Below are 16,877 nucleotides of genomic sequence, written 5' to 3'. Positions count from 1 at the left end.
CCCCACGCGGTGGTCCAAGTTCTAAGTTAGTGCAGGGTCGGCCTTTGCTCCACGGGTCGCTTGGCCGGCGGAGCCGACCGAGTGAGCGCAGCCGGCCAAGCGGTGAAGGCCGGCACGAACACCTCCGGGGCCGGTGGTCGGTAGCCGAGCGAGGCGTGCGGGCGCACGCTGTTGTAGTGTAGACGCCAACTCTCGATCACGATCTGCGCCTCCTTGAGCGTGTAGAAGATCTCACCGTTCAAAAGCTCGTCCCGTAGTCGTGCGTTGAAGCTCTCGACGTAACCGTTCTCCCATGGCGAGCCGGGTGCGATGTAGGCTGTTCTGGCGCCGACACCGGTGATCCAGGCCTGCACGGACTTGGCGATGAACTCCGGACCGTTGTCCGAGCGGATATGGCTGGGCACGCCGCGCAGGATGAACAGGTCGGACAGCACGTCGATCACGTCCGCCGCCTTCAGCTTGCGTGCGACGCGGATCGCTAGGCACTCCCGCGTGAACTCATCGACCACGTTCAGCATCCGGAACTTGCGGCCCTCGTGCGTGCGGGCTTCGACAAAGTCGTAGGACCAGACGTGATCGCGACGCTCCGCCCGCAATCGCAGGCAGGAACCATCCCCGTCCCAGATGCGGCCGCGCTTGGGCTGCCGAGACGGGACCTTCAGCCCCTCGCGCCGCCAGATCCGTTCGACCCGCTTGTCGTTGACGAACCAGCCCGCCGCCTTCAGCAATGCACCGATCTTCCGGTAGCCGTAGCGCCCGTACTGGCGAGCCAGTTCCACGAGGTCGGCTGTCAGCGCGGCCTCATCCTCTCTTCCCCGCGGCACCTTGCGCTGCGTCGAGCGATGCTGCCCGAGCGCCCGACAGGCGCGGCGCTCGGAGACGTCTAGGACGTTCATGACATGCGCGATGCAGGCGCGTCGGCGCGCGGGGCTGGTCAGTTTCCCCGAGCGGCCTCCTGCAGGATCAGCTTGTCGAGGGTGAGATCCGCAATCGCCTTGCGCAGCCGCTGGTTCTCAACCTCCAGGTCCTTCATCCGTCGAACCTGATCGCTCTTCAGGCCGCCGTACTCCTTGCGCCAGCGGTAGTAGGTCACTTCCGTCACGCCGATGGCCCGGATCGCCTCCGCCACGCTCTGGCCCTGCGAGACCAGAACATCCACCTGCCGCAGCTTGGCGACCACGTCTTCCGGCTTGTGCCGCTTCGTTCCCATCTGTCCGTCCTCATCTGGCTCAAAAGCCATACCTCAGGGCGGACCACTTCAGTGGGGGCGGATCAGAGCTGTCCGGGAAGTTCCTTCAGCCATTCCTGTCCCTTTCGCTTCCCCTGATATGCAGCTTGGTCCGGGACGGATTGGCACCTGGCGAGGGAGCTTCTGGCAGGCCTATGCTGAATGCGAGCTAACGAAGTCTTCATCAGATTGTCGAAAGAGCTGAGCAGTACACGGCCGAGCCCCCTCTTGCGCGGGCTGCGGCTAGCCGCGACGGGCGGCGTCGAAGCCTCCCAGCATCAAGCATTCCGCCCCACTACGTCGCTTCCGAAGCTGGTTTCAAGCATTGTGACAATGCGCGGCTAACCCTTGAGCATGATGCGCCGCCGCGACTTGGAGAAAGGCGCGCCGGCTTCATTCTTCGGCAAAATACCGAGGCTTTGCTGAACCAGTTCGTCACCGGGTCGCCATCATATCAGCCGGACGGGCGATGGGGGCCGAACAGGCCTGGGACAAAACTCGATGCTCGCTCTCGTCCGCGACGATGCCGAGATGAACAACCTGGTGATGGTCGCCTCGTTGCGGCCGCTCGCCGGCTGCACGCCGCAGGCCTTCACCGTGCCGGCCGAGGCGCTCGCCTTTGCGGAGGCGCGGGCGTCCGAGATCGGGGTCGTCATCACCGATTATGAGATGCCGGGCATGAACGGCGTCGCGTTCATCCGGGCGGTGCGGCGCATTCCCGGCCTCACCAACGTCCCCACGGTCATGGTGACGAGTCACGACCAGCGGAGCCTGCGCCGCGAGGGAGGATGCTCGTTTCGATCTGCGAAACCGTCCGTTAACGATAGTTCAGGATGGGGGCGAAGCCGCGCGCATGTGTCTCCCAGACTTCGCTGCGCCGAAAGCAAATTGTGCACCGAATAGCGGCAGCTCCGACATGCCTAATTTGGGTTACTTGCCAACGCTTAAATTATGGGTGTCCGGGCAGCACAAGAGCCGTAGGTACCCTGTTAAGTTGCTGATGCTAGAGCGAAGCTGAAGAAAAGACACTCGGAAGGTCATCTTGGTTCACGGTTTCGGGCGTTTGTGGAGCAGGCTGGCGCCGACCTACCGCATGGCCAGCACCTTCCATCGGGATAGCGGCGGCACAGTCACCGTCATCGTCGCGCTCGCCGCAACGACCCTGATGGGACTCGTGGGTGGGGCGATCGACTATGCCCGGCTGGTCTCGGCTCAGAGCCACATTCAGCAGGCCACCGACGCCGGTGTGATGGCCGGTGGCAACGCCCTCAAGCTCGTCGTCTCCAACACCGCCTCGGTCGTCGGCCTGACCACTCAGACCATCCAGGACGAGATCAAGGACAGCGCCAAAAATCCCGTCACGATCCAGGTTGAGGTCGCCAGCGACAAAACCAGCGTGACGGCCGTAGTCGAACAAACCGTCCACCTCTCCTTCGGGCCGTTCGTCGGCATGTCGGAGTCCAAGGTTTCGGCCAAAGCGAAGGCCAGCGTCGTTGGCAAGATGCGCCTTTGCATGCTCGCGCTCGACGCGGCTGCGGCCGGTGCGTTCAACCTCGAAAAGAGTGCGCAGGTCACGGCCTACGATTGTGCGCTCTACTCCAACTCTAGCAACTCGGGTGGGATGGTCGGGCGCAACAACTCGATGGCGCGGGCGCAGACCATCTGCTCGGCCGGTGGCTTTAAGGACGACCGGGCCAACTTCACGCCCAATCCGCAAACCAACTGCCCCGTCATCACCGATCCGCTGGCCGATCGTCCCGCGCCGCCTGTCGGCAGTTGTGTGAACTTTCCTAACCTTATGCAGACCCTCGATGCCATGACCGGCAAGAGCAAGGGGAAGAACCCGGTCCCGACGAACTACACGCTCAGCCCCGGCACCTACTGCGGCGGCCTCAAGATCACCAAGGACTCCGTGGTGACCCTGCGGCCGGGCATCTACGTGATGAAGGACGGTCCGCTGATCGTGGACAAGAAGGCCACGCTGACTGGCACCGGCGTGGCGTTCTACTTCACCGGCGACAACGCGGGGCTCCTGTTCGACAAGAGGACCACCATCAGCCTGTCGGCGCCGACCACTGGTGTCATGGCTGGGCTGCTGATGAGTGAGGAGCGAACGGTAACCGCTCCGACCGACCCGGCCGACCTAGTCGATACTCTGCTCGGTGACGTGATTACGCCGACCCCTCCGCCCTTGGCCGCGACCAAGCCGATGCGCATCTACCGCATCATCAGCGACAATGCCCGCAACGTGCTTGGCACCATCTATTTGCCGAGCGGGCGCTTGGTGATCGATGCCAGCCGCCCGGTGGCTGATATGTCGGCCTACACCGTCGTGGTAGCCCAGCAGATCAATCTCTACGAGGGGCCGAACCTCGTTCTCAACGCCAACTACGGCAACTCCAGCGTGCCGGTGCCGAAGGGGGTTGGCCCTGTCTCGGGGCGACTTCTGCTCAGCCAGTGACATGGACCGTAGAGCGCCACCATCTCGGCAGTGCTCTCTCAGGCTTCTCTGATTGTGGGAGGCAGGGCGAAATGCCGTATCGTCTGCTTCGACCAGCAATCCCGACGTTGAGCTAGCGACCAACGTATGACCGCGATCCACCCTTGGAAGGCATTCGTTGAGTAATCAACGAAAGACTATTTTTATGGGTACAGCGGACCTTCCAGCGACGGATCGTCATCGCAAGACAAAGCGTTCCGGCGTGCCAAACCGTTTTTGCGGAACAAGCGGAGAGGCCGCCCAAATGCTCGGCAGGGTCGTCCCGGCGGATGGCATAGCCGCGGCCCTGGTACTGCGTTCACTGGATTAGTGGGCTTCTGCGAGCGTTCTGAGCCATATTCTTCGCTGACGAGCGCCCGATCGCTCAGTGCCGGGGAACTTCGATGCCCAGCCAAAAGCAGATGATGAAGCGCCAGCAGGTGCTGGCCGACTTCGGCGAGTTCGCCCTACGTAGCCAGAGCGTCGATGAGGTGCTGGCCGAAGCCTGCCGTCTCGTCGCCAAGGCTCTCGGTACCACGCGCGCCAAAATCCTAGAGATCCAAGAGGGCGGGCAAAGCCTGCTCGTGCGGGCGGGCGTCGGCTGGGATCCGGGCATCGTTGGTCGGCTGCGCCTATCCATGAGAGAGCCCTCGTCCGAGACCTTCGCGATCAAGGAAGGCACGCCAATCATCACGCGGGACATCCACAAGGAGGAGCGCTTCGAGGTCCCCGAGTTCATGAGGGAGGCTGGCGTGGTGGCGCTGGCCAACGTACCGATCTTCGTGCCCGGCGGAAAGGCTTACGGCCTGCTGCAGGTGGACGCGACCGAACCGTGCGACTTCAGCAACGAGGACACCGAGTTCCTGCGCACCTACGCCATCATCCTGGGGCCGGTGATCGACCGCCTGCAGACGGTGAGTGCCTTGCGATTGACCGAGGAACGCTTCCGGCGCTTTGCCGAGCATTCGGCGAACGTGCTCTGGCTGGCCGATCTGGAAAGCGGGCAGCTCGACTATCTCAGCCAGGCCTTCGCACAGGTTTGGGGCAGGCCCGTCGAGGACATGCCGGACATTACGAACTGGCTCGCCAGCGTTCACCCGGAAGACCGCGACGCCGCGGCACGAGCGCTGGAGCGGGCCGGCGGTGGTGAGACGCTGGTTCTGGAGTACCGCATTCAACGCGCCTCAGACCACGCGGTGCGCCGCATCCGCGACACCTTCTTCCCGATCCCAGGCATCGACGGACGGAGCCGGTCAGCGGGCGGGATCGCGCAGGACATCACCACCGACACCAGCCTGTGCGCCTACGTAGTTGCGGTCGACGATGACGCCCGGCACCGCCTCGGCGGGGCCCTACAGGCCGCCGGTTACGAGGTGCGAGACTTTGCGCGCGCTCAGGCCCTCCTCGAAATGGCGGGCTCGCTGATACCCGGCTGTGTCGTGCTCAACCTAGAGGAAGCCGGCGACCTAGTTGTTGTCAGCCAGCTTAAGGCGGCACGTGCACACCTGCCCGTGGTGGCGGTCGGCGCGAGCGGAGGTGATGTCGGCTTCGGGGTCCGCGTCATGAAGGCAGGAGCGGTCGATTTCCTCGAAGCCCCCTGGGCATTGGAGGCGCTGCTGTTCGCCGTCAAGACCGCACTCGCCGAGATCCACGCCGAAGCTGATCGGGCTCGCGGGGTCGACGAGGCCCGTGCCCGGATCGCAGCTCTGACAGCCCGCGAGCGCGCCGTACTGGAGGGCTTGCTCGCGGGCGGCACCAACAAGACCATTGCCCGCACGTTGGGGCTGAGCCCGCGCACGGTGGAGATCCACCGGGCACGGATCATGGAGGCGCTCGGCGCCCACTCTCTACCCGAGGCTGTTCTGATAGCGACCACAGCCGGCGTGCGCCCTGTCGTTCAGGATGGCGACTAGGTTGCAGCCCGGCGCCCGCGTGGATAAGCAGACCGCCATGGGCCTGAGAGGTACCCGGCCTCGAACTCCGCGAGCTGGCACAGCCGCCGCGGCGCGGGGATTTGCAAGCTGCGCCCCGAAGCGAGATCAGCCCGCCGCATCGTATTGCTTGCAGCACGCGGCTGACGTGCGCGTTCGACATCGTGGCCGAAGCCGGAAAGCGAAGCGGTGCTAACGTCAAACAGTTGGCTACCATGATCTTACAAGCCGCAATCTTCCCTTATAGGACTGGCACTAGTTAGCGCAGCACCATGCGGTGACCTGACCGACTGGCTTTGGACAGGGCTGATTCAGAGGATCAGCCAGGACCGGAGGAGTTGGACATGCGACGAGGACAGATGACGAGCGCGGAGCAGGTCGTGCTGAAGCTGCGCCAGATCGAGGGTGATCGTGAACCCAGCACAGGTCCGTGCTTTCTCTCACGCCTTGGGCCAACGCGCCAAGACCGACCGCATCGACGCCACCGTGATCGCCCGGTTCGCGGCGGCCACCAACCCACCCGTTGGCGCTCGGGCCGATGCCGAGACTCAGGCCTTGGCTGATCTCGTCACAAGACGCCGTCAGATCGTAGGACTGATCGCGTCCGAGCGGCAGCGAGCGAGCCAAGCTCCATCGTGCATTCGAGACAGCGTCCGGCGCGTCATAGAGGCGTTGGAGCAGGAGCAGAGTGTGATCGACCGCACGATCGATGCAGAGGTAGACCGGTCGCTTGAATGGCGCAGGAAGGAGACCCTCCTGACCTCCGTTCCTGGTGTTGGACCGACGATCGCACGAACCCTGATCGCGGAGCTGCCCGAGCTTGGAAGCCTCAACTGAAAGCAAGTCGCCGCGCTGGTCGGCTTGGCCCCTTGGACGCGGCAATCCGGTCAGTGGCGAGGGAGGAGCTTCATCGCAGGCGGCCGCGCACCTGTTCGCACGGCGCTGTTCATGGGGGCCATGGTGGCCCGCCGTCACAACGCCTCGCTGAAAACCTTCCGTGACCGGCTCATCGCAGCCGGTAAGCCCAAGCTCGTCGCCCTGATTGCCACCGCTCGGCAGCTGATCACCATCCTCAACGCCACCCTGAGAGACAGAACGCCATGGCAACCCGCTTGACTAGCAAGACAGTCGTTCACTCAGCTCGGTCCAAAATACCGGTCAGGTCAGAGGAACTGGAAGTTCGTCTTTTACGACGAGCAGCGGGATTGGTGGACATCGCCCGCCAAGCTCGGTTCCCCCAAGGCGTTCGACCTCGTCACCGACCCGAAGGAGGAATACCCGGCGACGGGGCTTCGCAGCACCTGTAGCGCGGGCCCCGCCATGCGCATCGTGTCGGAGCTCAAGCGCAGCCTGATAGCGGACCCACCCATCAATCCAGGGACGCCGGACCCGTACATGCCCTCTCGATGAATGTGTTGAAGATCGAAAGAAGGTAGCAGGTCTCCGCCGGCATGACGCTTCTCAAAGTCGTAGCTGTTGTGTCCGGTTCGCCATCGTAGTTGCACTGAAGCAGGCCGACTGGCTTCGGTCAGATTTGGCCGGCTGCGGACAGCTCTGAATGGCTGAGCAGGGTGGTTTTCGGCCCGTCCGCTTACGGACGGCGCATGAATCGAAGCGGGTATAGCCGCCGAGCCCGCTCACGACCGATTTTGTTCTCTAATGGGTCAATGGGCGGCAGCTCAATCCAGAGCGTTCGACGCTTTCGGGTGCCTGCGTTCTCTACGTGCTCGTGCGGCACTTGATGGGGTCAGCTGGGTGCAAAGCGGCTCGGTTGAAAGCGCAGTCGGCGCAAGGCCGCATGCTACAGAATCGGCGCCATCTTCTGCTCCCTCCCTCGGGCGTCGCTCCCGCTCGGGAGCTCGGTTCGGCCTCCTGTCCGGTGATGTCAGCCGCTACGCAGGTCGGAACTCGGTGCCCTGCCGCAGCATCGCGTGCATGATGATCGCTAGCCGGCGCGCGAGCGCGATGCGAGCCTTGCGCATCGTCGAGCGCTTCGCGATGGCCAGAGCCCAAGCCTTCAGCTTCAGGGGCTGCCTGCAGCGCGTCAGCATCACGTTGGCGGCTTCGTACAACAACGTTCTGACCCGCCGGTCGCCGCACTTCGAGATGCTGCCGGTGTAGTCGACCTCGCCCGACTGGTAACGCCGTGGGACGAGCCCGAGATACGGCCCGACGTCGCGAGAGCGTTTGAAGCGTTCCGGATTATCGATGGCTGCCGTGAAGGCGAGCGCGGTGAGCTGACCGACGCCCGGGATCGTCATCAACCGCCGGCAGGCATCTGAGGCTCGGACCATCCGCTTGATATCTGCGTCGATGGCGGCGACAGCCGCCAGCACAGCAGTTCGCGCTCCGATCAGGCCGCGCATGGCGGCGGACAGTCCGGCGATCCCCTCGCTCGAACGCAGAGCCTGCTCGATGAAGACAGGGCTGAGCGCCCGCGGCAGCCGCACACCGAACACGACGGCAAGACCGCGGATCTGGTTCTCCAGCGTGACCCGCTGGCCGACCAGCTTCTTGCGTGCGATGATCAACGACCTCACAGCGTGTGCCGGCAGCGACTTCACGTGGACCGGCTTGAAGAAGCCGGTTCGTGCCAGGTGAGCGAGGCCGCGCGCATCGTTGCGGTCGGTCTTGTGCGTCGTAAGCGACTTCAAGGCTTGGTAAGCCTGCCGGCTCTCAACGCAGACGACCGGCACACCATGGTCGGCCAAGCCGTGGAACAGCATCGGAGCCATCCGGCCTGTCTCGAACACAACCCGACGACAGGCGGGCGCCTTCGCGAGTTCCTGCGCGATGTCGGCAGGCGCAGAGGCCACCTTCGCCTGATGGGTAACTACTCCCTCGCGGTCGACCACGCAGACGTGCGTCTCCTCCATCGAGACATCCAGGCCAGCGAAATACTCCATGATCAGCCTCCTCTTCCGGCAGCGGAGCCGATCCTAGCGACTTCCGCAGAAGAGCTGCCGCCCATTACCCGATGTTGAAAAACTCGGCTGTTGCAGCGGCATTTGCGAGGTGATTCACTGCCGTTGTGAGGCGGGGATCGACGCAGATGATGGGACCTCGGCAAGTCGAGCAGGGTGCTCTGTTCTATGAGTTCTCGCTCGATAACCACGTTCCCGCCGACCATCTACTGCGCTCTATCGACCGCTTCGTCGATCTCACCGGCCTGCGCCAGGAGTTGGCCCCGTTCTACGCCTCCACGGGCCGCCCCTCGGTCGATCCCGAACTGATGATCCGTATGCTGATCATCGGCTACTGCCTCGGCATCCGCTCTGAGCGCCGGCTCTGCGACGAAGTCCACCTCAATCTCGCCTACCGCTGGTTCTGCCGCCTGGGCCTGGAGGGCCGCGTACCGGACCACTCGACCTTCTCGAAGAACCGTCACGGCCGCTTCCGCGACAGCGATCTGCTACGCCGCTTGTTCGAGCGTGTGCTCGCCCGCTGCATCGCCGAAGGGCTGGTCGGTGGCGAGGGCTTTGCCGTCGACGGCAGCCTGATCAAGGCCGACGCCAACCGACAGAAAGGGGTCGAAGGCTCTGCCGGCCTCCCGCCCGAGGCCGTGAGCCGGGCTGCTCAGGAGTATTTAGCCGTCCTCGACGAGGTCGCCTTCGGAGCCGCCACGCCCGTCCCACCCAAGTTCATCTCGCCCGCAGATCCGGCCGCACGCTGGACCGGAGCCCACGGCGGGCAAGCGTTCTTCGCCTACACGGCCAACTACCTGATCGACCTCGACCACGCGGTCATCGTCGATGTCGAGGCGACTACCGCCATCCGGCAGGCCGAGGTCACGGCGGCCAAACGCATGATCGAGCGCTCACGCAAGTGCTTCGATCTCTATCCGGCCCGGCTGGCGGGCGACAGCGGCTACGGCTCGGCCGAGATGCTGGGCTGGCTCGTCTACGAGCAGGGCATCGAACCGCATATCAGCGTCTTCGATAAGTCGACCCGCACTGATGGCACCTTCTCACGCGCCGACTTCACCTACGACCAGCCCAATGACGTCTATCGCTGCCCAGCGAGCCGGATGCTGACGACGACCGGCACCTTGATCAACGACGGGGCGACGCTGATGTATCGCGCGAGCAAGTTCGACTGCACGCCATGCCCGCTGAAGGCGCGGTGCTGCCCGAACGATCCGGTGCGCAAAGTCCCGCGCTCGATCCACGAGGGGGCGCGAGACATGGCCCGCGACATCGCACGATCTGAGGAAGGCAAAACCTCACGCCGCGAGCGGAAAAAGGTCGAGATGCTGTTTGCCCACCTCAAGCGCATCCTGAAGCTGGATCGCCTCCGGTTGCGCGGCCCAAACGGAGCGAGAGACGAGTTCCACCTCGCCGCAGCCGCTCAGAACCTGAGAAAGTTGGCCAAGATCATCCCGGTCCCGCAGCCGAGCCCGGCTTGATCGGGAAGGAGGCCTCAGGGCCGAGGGAAACAGACCGCCCCTCTCCATCGCCGATCTCGGCCGCCACCGAGTTTTTCAACATCGGGTAATGGGCGGCAGCTCTTCTGCGGAAGTCGCTAGGATCGGCTCCGCTGCCGGAAGAGGAGGCTGATCATGGAGTATTTCGCTGGCCTGGATGTCTCGATGGAGGAGACGCACGTCTGCGTGGTCGACCGCGAGGGAGTAGTTACCCATCAGGCGAAGGTGGCCTCTGCGCCTGCCGACATCGCGCAGGAACTCGCGAAGGCGCCCGCCTGTCGTCGGGTTGTGTTCGAGACAGGCCGGATGGCTCCGATGCTGTTCCACGGCTTGGCCGACCATGGTGTGCCGGTCGTCTGCGTTGAGAGCCGGCAGGCTTACCAAGCCTTGAAGTCGCTTACGACGCACAAGACCGACCGCAACGATGCGCGCGGCCTCGCTCACCTGGCACGAACCGGCTTCTTCAAGCCGGTCCACGTGAAGTCGCTGCCGGCACACGCTGTGAGGTCGTTGATCATCGCACGCAAGAAGCTGGTCGGCCAGCGGGTCACGCTGGAGAACCAGATCCGCGGTCTTGCCGTCGTGTTCGGTGTGCGGCTGCCGCGGGCGCTCAGCCCTGTCTTCATCGAGCAGGCTCTGCGTTCGAGCGAGGGGATCGCCGGACTGTCCGCCGCCATGCGCGGCCTGATCGGAGCGCGAACTGCTGTGCTGGCGGCTGTCGCCGCCATCGACGCAGATATCAAGCGGATGGTCCGAGCCTCAGATGCCTGCCGGCGGTTGATGACGATCCCGGGCGTCGGTCAGCTCACCGCGCTCGCCTTCACGGCAGCCATCGATAATCCGGAACGCTTCAAACGCTCTCGCGACGTCGGGCCGTATCTCGGGCTCGTCCCACGGCGTTACCAGTCGGGCGAGGTCGACTACACCGGCAGCATCTCGAAGTGCGGCGACCGGCGGGTCAGAACGTTGTTGTACGAAGCCGCCAACGTGATGCTGACGCGCTGCAGGCAGCCCCTGAAGCTGAAGGCTTGGGCTCTGGCCATCGCGAAGCGCTCGACGATGCGCAAGGCTCGCATCGCGCTCGCGCGCCGGCTAGCGATCATCATGCACGCGATGCTGCGGCAGGGCACCGAGTTCCGACCTGCGTAGCGGCTGACATCACCGGACAGGAGGCCGAACCGAGCTCCCGAGCGGGAGCGACGCCCGAGGGAGGGAGCAGAAGATGGCGCCGATTCTGTAGCATGCGGCCTTGCGCCGACTGCGCTTTCAACCGAGCCGCTTTGCACCCAGCTGACCCCATCAAGTGCCGCACGAGCACGTAGAGAACGCAGGCACCCGAAAGCGTCGAACGCTCTGGATCGAGCTGCCGCCCATTGACCCATTAGAGAACGAAATCGGTCAGAAGCGGCGGCAGTTGATTTCTCCGCGACTAAATTAGCGATTGCCATCATCACAGACTACGACGCGGACTGACTTCGGTTCGGTTGGTCCCCGGGCAGGGAATGGCAGTCCATGCAAACAAGTTCACGGGAGTAACAAGGCGTCCCTGCGGGCCGACTGGACTTCGCCAGACACCTGAGCATTGCTGTGGCTGCGCCGGGTGACTGACTGCTCACTGGCACGCATGTCACCCCGCTGGCTCACGAGCCACTCGCGGGGTCCGCTCAGTGACAGCGCCAGAGCTGTCGCTAAGAGACGGACGACACAAACATGCCCCGCAAGATCGCCGAGAAACTCAGCCAGAGCCAACGCCTGATCCTGACCCAGGCCGCGCATCACCCCGAACAGCGTGTACTCTGTCCTGACACGATCAAGCCGCCAACCTTCCGCGCCATCCTGTCCGCCCTCCGAACGCGCGGACTGATCGCTGACATGCCTCACGCTGAGGGCAGCCGAGGAAGGCAGAGGTGCCTCATCGTCACCGCAGAGGGCTGGGCCGCTATCGGTATCACTGTGCCGACGCCGTCGCTGTCCGCTTCTGAGGAACCAGCGGGCAGCGGCTCTGCCAGCTTTGCGAGCGACAAGCCTCAGCGAACCAAGCAGGCGCTTCTCATATCGCTGCTGAGCCAACCTGAGGGAGCAACGCTCGAAGCGCTGGCTACCGCAACCCACTGGCTGCCACATACCACCCGCGCTGCACTCACCCGGCTGCGTCAGCGAGGCCTCGCCATTCTCACCGTGCGTGCTGCCGGGGTCAGCACACATTACAAGCTCGCCGAGCAAAACTCGCGCGCCTCAATTGAGGCGAGCGCCTGATGCAGCGGTCCAGCAGCATGAGCGGCTCGACCGTTCCGACTCCTTCCCTCAAGGTGCAGGAGCGGCAAGCCGAAGGATCGCAAGCAGGCCGGTCGCCGCTGCAGCTCTCTGAGTTGGCGCAGATGAGCACGTTGGAACTGCGCCAATCCTGGCGCAGGGTTTTCCAGCAGCCTCCACCGCCGCTCAGCCGCGACCTGATCGTGCGTGCTCTCGCCTACCGCCTTCAGGAGGTGGCGCAGGGCGGCCTCTCCAAAGCAACCCAGCGTCACCTGCGCGCTCAGGCTCAGCGGGGTAGGGGAGGAAGCACTGTGCCTGACACACCGTCGGTGCCGTCGGCGCTTCTGCTGCGGCCCGGCACGCGCCTCGTGCGCGAGTGGCACGGTCGCAGCCATGTCGTCACCGTCACGGAGGGTGGCTTCGAGCACGAGGATCAGCGCTACCGCTCCCTCAGCCAGATCGCCAAGCGCATCACCGGCAGCCACTGGTCCGGTCCCCGGTTCTTCGGCCTGACCGGGCGCAGGGAAGAGCGCGAGACGAGCCATGGCTAGGTCGAAGCCGGCGCCGTCCTCAGCCAAGCCGGCACGGCTGCGCTGCGCCGTCTATACCCGCAAGTCGAGCGAGGAGGGTCTGCAGCAGGCCTTCAACTCGCTCGATGCCCAGCGCGAGGCCTGCGCCGCCTACATCGCCAGCCAGCGGCACGAGGGCTGGGGGCTGCTGCCTACCCTCTACGATGATGGCGGCTACTCGGGCGGCAGCATGGAGCGGCCCGCCCTGCAGCGGCTTCTCGCCGACGTGGCAGCCGGCCGCGTCGACGTGGTGGTCGTCTACAAGGTCGATCGCCTCACGCGGGCTCTGGCCGATTTCGCCCGCATCGTGGCCGTGTTCGACGCGCGGCAGGTCTCGTTCGTATCGGTGACGCAGGCCTTCAACACCACCAGCAGCATGGGCCGGCTGACGCTCAACGTGCTGCTCTCCTTCGCCCAGTTCGAGCGCGAGGTCACGGGCGAGCGCATCCGGGACAAGATCGCGGCAAGCAAGCGCAAGGGCATGTGGATGGGTGGCCTCCCGCCGCTCGGCTACGACGTGGGCGAGCGCAGGCTGGTGGTGAATGAGACCGAGGCCGAGACGGTGCGCCACATCTTCCGGCGCTACTGCGCCGTGCGTTCGGTCCGTCTGCTGCAGCTCGAGCTGGCGCAGGCAGGCATCCTGAGCAAGCAGCGTCGTGCCGCCGATGGCGGTCACTTCGGCGGCCAGCCTTTGGCTCGCGGTGCCCTATACGCGATGCTCGCCAACCGGCTCTACCTTGGTGAGGTCGTGCACAAGGGGCAGAGCTATGCCGGTGAGCACGCTGCGATTGTTGATGCTGCGCTGTTTGCCGCGGCACAGGCAATCCTGGCGCAGAACCGGGTTGAGCGCGACAGCGGAGCGGCGGCGGATGCACCGAGCCTGCTGGCTGGCCTAGTCTACGATGCACAGGGTCAGCGACTGACGCCAAGCCATACGCTCAAGCGCGGCCTGCGCTACCGCTACTACGTCTCGCACAGCCTCGTCACGGGGAAGAGGCACCCCGCCCGCTCCAGCGGATCCAGGACGTTCGGAGATGCGGATCAGAGCGATGTAGGCGTGGCTGATGCGCCGCGGACCGGCGGTCAGCGGCTGCCGGCTCTGGCGCTGGAAGCTCTGGTAACGGGGCGACTGCGTGAGCTGCTCGGCAGTGCCAGCGCGTTGCACGAGCTGATGCGCGAGCACTCGGCTGCCGAACAGCAGCGCTTGCTTGCTGAAGGTGCCGCTCTGGCGGCCAGCTGGCACGAGGCACCTGCAGGCGAGCAGCGGCAGCGTCTGCGCGTGTGTCTGCGCCGCATCGTTGTGCGGGCGGACGGCATCGACCTGCAGGTCGACACTGCGCGCCTGCTTCAGGGCTTCACTGGATCCTGGTGCGTACCCGATGCTGCCGCTGAGGCTCATGCTGATGCGCAGGCACTCAGCCAAGCCAACGCTTCAGACGGGGACGATGGCGAGCTGGATCGAGGCGCGGTGCTGGTGCTGCGTGTGCCGGCTGTGCTGCAGCGGGTGGGGCAGGAGCTGCGGCTGGTAATCCCGGGTAAGAGCACAGGGTCGGCACCCGACGCGAGCCTGACCGGTCTGCTCGCCCGAGCACAGCAGCTGCGCGAGCGCATCTTCGGCGAGGCGCAGCTCTCGATTGATGACGTGGCGAGGGAGGAAGGGCTGTCGCGCTCCTACGTCACGCGTCTTCTGCGTCTGAGCTTCTTGGCACCGGACATCGTGGCGCGGCTGCTCTCGGGCGAGCATCCGCCGGAGCTGACAGCGACCCGCCTGATGGCGGACACGCGACTGCCGATGGACTGGAGTGAGCAGCGCAAGCTCCTCAGCCTCGGCTAAGCCGACCCGACGAACGACGAGCCTGAACCATCGCAACAGCATCTGGAGGAGCTGGGTCCGACGGGCCTCGTTCTCGTTCGTCGAGCGACCTTCCGAGATGTCTTCCGCGCGTCAGCGGCGGCCTGGATCGCGCCTGTCTCTGGTGGCGCTGCAAGTCGGGTGGGTAGGAGGCAGGCCGAGAAGGTGGGACTGGCGAATGGTGCTGGCGAGACGATGAGGCCGGAGAGGCCGAAGCCGCGCTGCATCGGTGTCTCTGCGGGGCAGGTTGCTGTTGCCTGCCCTGCAAAGTCCCGGCAGGCATGAAGAAAATGCCACACCCGCCGAAGCCCGGATGAACTGCTCTAATTTCGCGAGTTGCTGGCGGAGGGAGCGGGATTCGAACCCGCGATACCGTTTCCGGTATACACACTTTCCAGGCGTGCGCCTTCAACCACTCGGCCACCCCTCCAGAACCGACCGGGGACCGACGCGGGCGCTGGGCGCGGGCGGTGGTCTCTTGCGGCAGGTGCGGGTCTGTAGCCGGGGCGTGGGCGTCTGGCAAGGCGAAGAATGCCACAGACGCACGCGTTGTGCGCCGCCCGGCTCCGGTCCGGGCGGCGTGGGGGTTCAGGCGATGCGGCGCGGACGGTCCGCTGGGGCGGCTTGCGTGGCTGATGACGGGCCGGTGGGGCCGTTGACCGGAGCGGGCGTCGGCGGGACCGAGGGGGTGCCTGCACCGGTCTGGAGGAATCCGGGCGTGGACGGGGCCGGGCTGTCGGTGGTGACCGGAGCCGGTACGGGCGTGGTCGGGATCGCGACCGGAGCAGCGGGCTCGGCCGAAGCCGGGACCGGGGCGTCGTCGTCCTCGGGGCCAGCCAGGATCTCGGGCGGGGTCTTCCACACGAAGGCGTCGAGGCGGCCGGAGACCGGCGAGACCGGCGCCCAGCGCTCGGAGATGATGCCGTCGGCGACCCAGGCCGGGTCGCGCGGGGCGCGGGCCGCACGAGCGAGCCACTCGCGGGAGCGTCCGCTCTCGGCGCCGTGCTCGGCGGCCTCGATCCGCGCCATCATCCGGCAGACGCGCGCCGTCGGCCGGTCGTCGGTGAGCGGCGCCAGCGCCTCGCGGGCGCGGCCGAAATCCTTGGCCTCGGTCGCGGCCTGAGCGATCACCAGACGCGATTCCGGCTCCCAGGACGAGAGCTTGGCCAGATTCTCGGCGCGGGCGAGCCGGTCGCGGGCGGAGTCGCCCGTGCGCAGGTTGAGGTAGACCTTGGCGAGTTCCGGATGCGGGGTCGCCTTCCACGCAGCTTCGATGATCTTGGCGGCCTTGCGCAGATCGTTGCGCCGGGCGAGCAGCCGGCCGGCAATGACGGCCGCCGGCACGAGGTCGGGGGCGAGCTTGACGGCCTTGAGCGCCTGCTCGGTCGCGGAATCGGGCTCGCCGGCCTCGTGGCGTTGGGCGGCAGCGGTGAGCAGCACCGCGCGCTGGCGGCGGGCGGCGTGCTTGTCCATCAGCCCCAGCGCCGCGCGGCGCTCCACGGTCTCGGTCGCGGCGGACCACTCGCCGTCGGCGCATTGCGCCTCCAGCACCGCTTCGTTCGCCCAAGTGACGCTCGGCGCGAGACGGGCGGCCTCGGAAGCGTAGGCGCGGGCGGCACCCTCGTCCTCACGGCGACGGGCCTCGACGAACAGGCCGCGCAGACCCAGCACACGGGTCTCGGGATCGTCGGCCATGCGCTTGAACGCCTGTTCGGCCGCGTCCCGGTCTCCGGAAATCTGCGCCGCCTGGGCCTTGAGGAGGAGCGTCAGCGGCTGGCTGCCGAGCAGGCGCTCGGCGTCGCCCGCATGGCGGCGGGCCGCGAGCGGGTCACCGGAACCGACGGCAATCATGCCGCGCGAGAGCGAGGCGAGGCCCTTGTTGCGGCGGCGCTCACGGGTCGAGCGGCTGATGCTGGCGGGCAGGCCGATCACGCCGGTCACGACCGCCCAGATCAGGCCGAGGACAATCGCCGCCACCAGCACGCCGGTGAGGGCGATGGCGAGGCTCATGCCGATCTCGTAGCCGTTCCAGACGACGGTCACGGTGCCCGGATGGTCGGCGATCCACACCGCGCCGTAGGCGGCGACGGCCAGGAGGGCCAGGAAGACGAGGGCGCGCCACATGGGTCAGGGCCTCCTTGG

At 65.8% G+C, this 16,877-nt stretch carries 11 protein-coding genes, 1 tRNA gene and 1 pseudogene; 9 read left to right on the top strand and 4 right to left on the bottom strand.

Going from position 1 to position 16,877, the window contains the following annotated elements; genetic code table 11:
* Nucleotides 1–26 precede the first annotated feature (26 nt).
* A protein-coding gene (locus tag MSPGM_RS03285) for an IS3-like element ISMex5 family transposase (RefSeq protein WP_209688052.1) occupies nt 27–1,210 on the bottom strand; the annotation gives its coding sequence in 2 pieces (ribosomal slippage) (nt 27–946 and nt 946–1,210; 1,185 coding nt in all).
* 519 nt (nt 1,211–1,729) lie between these two features.
* On the opposite strand from MSPGM_RS03285, the gene MSPGM_RS03280 reads away from it, so the two are divergent.
* The 4 genes and pseudogenes from MSPGM_RS03280 to MSPGM_RS03265 form a co-directional block, all read left to right on the top strand.
* Entirely contained in the window at nt 1,730–2,131 is a 402-nt protein-coding gene (locus tag MSPGM_RS03280) for a response regulator (protein WP_261926160.1), read from the top strand.
* A gap of 190 nt (nt 2,132–2,321) precedes the next feature.
* Entirely contained in the window at nt 2,322–3,689 is a 1,368-nt protein-coding gene (locus tag MSPGM_RS03275; protein WP_261926159.1) for a TadE/TadG family type IV pilus assembly protein, read from the top strand.
* 422 nt (nt 3,690–4,111) lie between these two features.
* On the top strand, nt 4,112–5,620 hold the full coding sequence (locus MSPGM_RS03270) for a LuxR C-terminal-related transcriptional regulator (protein WP_261926158.1): 1,509 nt from the start codon (nt 4,112–4,114) through the stop codon (nt 5,618–5,620).
* A gap of 423 nt (nt 5,621–6,043) precedes the next feature.
* Nucleotides 6,044–6,754: pseudogene (locus MSPGM_RS03265) on the top strand (IS110 family transposase); the annotation flags it as partial.
* Between the two features lie 776 nt (nt 6,755–7,530).
* On the opposite strand, the gene MSPGM_RS03260 reads toward MSPGM_RS03265, so the two are convergent.
* Complete coding sequence (locus MSPGM_RS03260; protein ID WP_261926138.1) at nt 7,531–8,544, bottom strand: IS110 family transposase; 1,014 nt, start codon at nt 8,542–8,544, stop codon at nt 7,531–7,533.
* A gap of 146 nt (nt 8,545–8,690) precedes the next feature.
* Between MSPGM_RS03260 and MSPGM_RS03255 the strand changes: the two genes are divergently transcribed.
* The 5 genes from MSPGM_RS03255 to MSPGM_RS03235 all read left to right on the top strand — a co-directional run bounded on the left by MSPGM_RS03255 (nt 8,691) and on the right by MSPGM_RS03235 (nt 14,717).
* On the top strand, nt 8,691–10,043 hold the full coding sequence (locus tag MSPGM_RS03255) for a transposase (RefSeq protein ID WP_261926157.1): 1,353 nt from the start codon (nt 8,691–8,693) through the stop codon (nt 10,041–10,043).
* A gap of 153 nt (nt 10,044–10,196) precedes the next feature.
* Nucleotides 10,197–11,210, top strand: coding sequence for an IS110 family transposase (locus MSPGM_RS03250; RefSeq protein ID WP_261926138.1), 1,014 nt, complete (start codon nt 10,197–10,199; stop codon nt 11,208–11,210).
* A 561-nt stretch (nt 11,211–11,771) separates the two neighbouring features.
* Nucleotides 11,772–12,317: a DUF3489 domain-containing protein gene (locus tag MSPGM_RS03245; protein WP_261926156.1), complete on the top strand. Its 546-nt coding sequence runs from the start codon at nt 11,772–11,774 to the stop codon at nt 12,315–12,317.
* Nucleotides 12,318–12,370: 53 nt separating this feature from the next.
* Nucleotides 12,371–12,865, top strand: coding sequence for a DUF2924 domain-containing protein (locus MSPGM_RS03240; RefSeq protein WP_085985460.1), 495 nt, complete (start codon nt 12,371–12,373; stop codon nt 12,863–12,865).
* On the top strand, nt 12,858–14,717 hold the full coding sequence (locus MSPGM_RS03235; RefSeq protein ID WP_261926155.1) for a recombinase family protein: 1,860 nt from the start codon (nt 12,858–12,860) through the stop codon (nt 14,715–14,717). The genes MSPGM_RS03240 and MSPGM_RS03235 overlap by 8 nt, the downstream gene beginning before the upstream one ends.
* A 358-nt stretch (nt 14,718–15,075) precedes the next feature.
* Here the strand turns inward: MSPGM_RS03235 and MSPGM_RS03230 are convergent.
* A tRNA-Ser gene (locus MSPGM_RS03230) sits at nt 15,076–15,165 on the bottom strand.
* Nucleotides 15,166–15,323: 158 nt separating this feature from the next.
* Nucleotides 15,324–16,859 (bottom strand): heme biosynthesis protein HemY, encoded by a 1,536-nt coding sequence (locus MSPGM_RS03225; protein WP_012752135.1) that lies wholly within the window; start codon nt 16,857–16,859, stop codon nt 15,324–15,326.
* Nucleotides 16,860–16,877 lie beyond the last annotated feature (18 nt).

Origin of the sequence: Methylorubrum sp. GM97 (assembly GCF_024347855.1) — a bacterium.
Classification (GTDB): domain Bacteria; phylum Pseudomonadota; class Alphaproteobacteria; order Rhizobiales; family Beijerinckiaceae; genus Methylobacterium; species Methylobacterium extorquens.
The sequence above is the reverse complement of the archived record's forward strand: the minus strand, read 5'-3'. Positions and strand labels throughout refer to the sequence as shown.